Origin of the sequence: Klebsiella sp. MS 92-3 (genome assembly GCF_000195655.1) — a bacterium.
GTDB classification, from domain to species: domain Bacteria; phylum Pseudomonadota; class Gammaproteobacteria; order Enterobacterales; family Enterobacteriaceae; genus Klebsiella; species Klebsiella pneumoniae.
The window spans coordinates 46,036-49,183 of sequence record NZ_GL882709.1 but is presented as its reverse complement, the minus strand read 5'-3'; the positions used below and the strand labels follow the sequence as shown (position 1 = coordinate 49,183).

The 3,148-nt window shown below is 57.6% G+C and carries 4 protein-coding genes; 2 read left to right on the top strand and 2 right to left on the bottom strand.

Annotated elements, in window-relative coordinates:
• Window positions 1–87: 87 nt before the first annotated feature.
• Window positions 88–237: a hypothetical protein gene (locus tag HMPREF9538_RS31290; protein WP_004218635.1), complete on the bottom strand. Its 150-nt coding sequence runs from the start codon at window positions 235–237 to the stop codon at window positions 88–90.
• A gap of 69 nt (window positions 238–306) precedes the next feature.
• Here HMPREF9538_RS31290 and nadA point away from each other — a divergent pair, with 69 nt between their 5' ends.
• Window positions 307–1,350, top strand: a complete 1,044-nt coding sequence (nadA, locus tag HMPREF9538_RS26100) for a quinolinate synthase NadA (protein ID WP_023282300.1) — start codon at window positions 307–309, stop codon at window positions 1,348–1,350.
• A 35-nt stretch (window positions 1,351–1,385) separates the two neighbouring features.
• A complete protein-coding gene (pnuC, locus tag HMPREF9538_RS26105) occupies window positions 1,386–2,105 on the top strand; it encodes a nicotinamide riboside transporter PnuC (RefSeq protein ID WP_009483850.1) in 720 nt (239 codons plus the stop codon).
• A gap of 20 nt (window positions 2,106–2,125) precedes the next feature.
• Here pnuC and zitB read toward each other — a convergent pair whose 3' ends face one another.
• Complete coding sequence (gene zitB, locus HMPREF9538_RS26110) at window positions 2,126–3,070, bottom strand: CDF family zinc transporter ZitB (RefSeq protein WP_004147641.1); 945 nt, start codon at window positions 3,068–3,070, stop codon at window positions 2,126–2,128.
• Window positions 3,071–3,148 lie beyond the last annotated feature (78 nt).

Genomic DNA, 3,148 nt, shown 5'->3' with positions numbered 1-3,148 from the left:
GGCCCCCCTAAAGGCGCCTTTTTGCTATCTGCATTTCCCTGCCACTCATCAATGTTAATAATTTCTTAATTCATCATTTTCCCACGGTCACGCTGCGCTTACCGTGCCTGCACAGGATACGAACCGGTCGTTCGGGCAGATGCGCAGCACCGTCCCCGGGAAAAGGGTCTGATGTACAAAATTCATCACGACTTTTAGCTCGTAATCGGCTATCTTGTTTAGCATATAAAACACCATGACCGTGTTAAGCCGCCGACAGGCCATACTGACGGTTGTAGAGTTAAGCCAGTAAAACGAGATTGCATGATGAGCGTAATGTTTGATCCTGAAACGGCGATTTATCCTTTCCCTGCTAAACCGCAGCCGCTGACCGTCGACGAAAAGCAGTTTTACCGCGAAAAAATCAAGCGCCTGCTGCGCGAGCGCGATGCCGTGATGGTGGCGCATTACTACACCGATCCTGAAATTCAACAGCTGGCGGAAGAGACCGGCGGCTGTATCGCCGACTCGCTGGAGATGGCGCGCTTTGGCGCCCGCCATTCGGCCTCCACGCTGCTGGTCGCCGGGGTGCGTTTTATGGGGGAAACCGCCAAAATCCTCAGCCCGGAAAAGACCATTTTGATGCCGACCCTGAACGCCGAGTGTTCATTGGATCTGGGCTGTCCGATTGAGGAATTCAACGCCTTTTGCGACGCCCATCCTGACCGCACCGTAGTGGTCTATGCCAATACGTCCGCCGCGGTGAAGGCCCGCGCCGACTGGGTGGTGACCTCCAGCATCGCCGTGGAACTCATTGACCATCTGGATAGTCTTGGTCAAAAGATCCTCTGGGCGCCGGACCGCCACCTTGGGCGCTACGTTCAGCGTCAGACCGGCGCAGACGTGCTGTGCTGGCAGGGGGCGTGCATCGTGCACGACGAGTTTAAAACCCAGGCGTTGATGCGGATGAAGGCTCTGCATCCCGAAGCCGCCGTGCTGGTCCATCCCGAGTCGCCGCAGGCGATCGTTGAGATGGCCGATTCCGTAGGCTCCACCAGCCAGCTGATTGCGGCGGCGAAAAGCCTGCCCCAGCGCCAGCTGATCGTGGCCACCGATCGCGGTATTTTCTATAAAATGCAGCAGGCGGTGCCGGAGAAAACGCTGCTGGAAGCGCCCACCGCCGGCGAAGGGGCGACCTGCCGCAGCTGCGCGCATTGTCCGTGGATGGCGATGAATGGCCTGAAAGCCATTGCCGAGGGTCTCGAGCAGGGCGGCGCTGAACATGAAATCCATGTCGACGAAGCGCTGCGAACCGGCGCATTAATTCCCCTTAACCGGATGCTGGATTTTGCGGCTACACTACGGGGATAACCTATTGTCGCGTCGCCAGACGCTGAGGGGAGGAAATGGATTTTTTTAGCACGCAGAATATTTTAGTAAATATACCCATCGGCGCTGGGGGGTACGATCTCTCCTGGATAGAGGCCGTGGGGACGATTGCCGGGCTGTTGTGTATCTGGCTGGCGAGCCTGGAGAAGATCAGTAACTATGCTTTCGGGCTGGTCAACGTCACGCTGTTCGCCATCATCTTCTTTCAGATCCAGCTGTACGCCAGCCTGCTGCTGCAGCTGTTCTTTTTTGCCGCTAACGTTTACGGCTGGTATGCATGGTCGCGACAAAGCAGCAACCATGAGGCTGAGCTGCAGATCCGCTGGCTGCCGCGCAGCAAAGCGCTGGGCTGGCTGGCGGCCTGCGTGGTAGCGATCGGCTTGCTGACCCTGTTTATCAACCCGTTCTTTGCTTTCCTGACGCGGATCGCGGTCAGCCTGATGCAAGCGCTCGGTTTGCAGGTCACTATGCCGGAACTGCAGCCGGATGCTTTCCCGTTCTGGGACTCCTGCATGACGGTGCTGTCGGTGGTGGCGATGATCTTAATGACCCGCAAGTATGTTGAAAACTGGCTGCTGTGGGTGATCGTCAACGTGATAAGCGTGGTGATTTTTGCCCGTCAGGGCGTCTATGCCATGTCGCTGGAATACCTCTTGCTGACGTTCATTGCGTTGAACGGCAGCCGGATGTGGATAAACAGCGCGCGTGAGCGAGGTTCTCACGCGTTTTCTGGCTGAGGTTCTCACGCGTTTTCTGGCTAATGGTGGTGGTGATGATCGTGCCCGGCGTGCATCGTGTTGAGATGGCACTCCGGGCCGCTGCAGGGCTGGTACTCCATCTGCACCGTGGCATGCGCAATTTCATATTTATGTTCCAGGAAATGCAGGATGCGGTTGAGTAACGCGTCATGGTCGTGCGGTGGAACGACCTGTACATGGAGCGTCATCACCGGTTTTTCCCCCACCAGCCAGACGTGGACGTGGTGAACATCGCGTACCTCCGGGATAGAGCGACGGATATCCCGCTGCAGGGCCGCCACATCCAGCGAACGCGGCGCGCCTTCCAGCAATTCATTCAGACTCTCTTTCAGTAATCGCCAGGCACTACGTAATACCAGGCAGGAAACCAGCACGGAAAGAATCGGGTCGACAGGCGTCCAGCCGGTGGTGAGGATCACCACGGCCGCCACGATCGCGCCGACCGAGCCCAGCAGGTCGCCAAGCACGTGTAGCGCTGCGGCGCGTACGTTAAGATTCCGCTCCTCGCTACCCCGATGTAGGATCCAAAACGCCAGCACGTTGGCCAGCAGACCGGCGACTGCAATGACCATCATCGTCACGCCGGCTACCGGCTGCGGATGCTGGAAGCGCTGAATCGCCTCCCAGACAATCAGCATGGTGATCACCACCAGAGCAATAGCATTGAGAAACGCCGCCAGGGTGGTTAAACGCAACCAGCCAAAGGTATGGCGGGCATTTGGTGGGCGGCTGGCGAAGCGAACCGCCAGCAGCGCAAACAGCAGAGCGGCGGAGTCGGTGAGCATATGGCCGGCATCCGCCAGCAGGGCCAGCGAGCCGGAGATCGCGCCGCCGACGGCTTCAATCAGCATAAAGCCGGCGGTGACGATAAACGCCCATAGCAGCCGGCGGGCGTTGCTGTTATCCGGAGCCTGGACAGAGGAGTGCGAATGCGAGTGCGCCATAGTGTCGTCCCTTAATAGTTATCATTATTACGCTATGACATCATAAACAGAGAGCGATAAAAAACGAAAAAAAAAAGA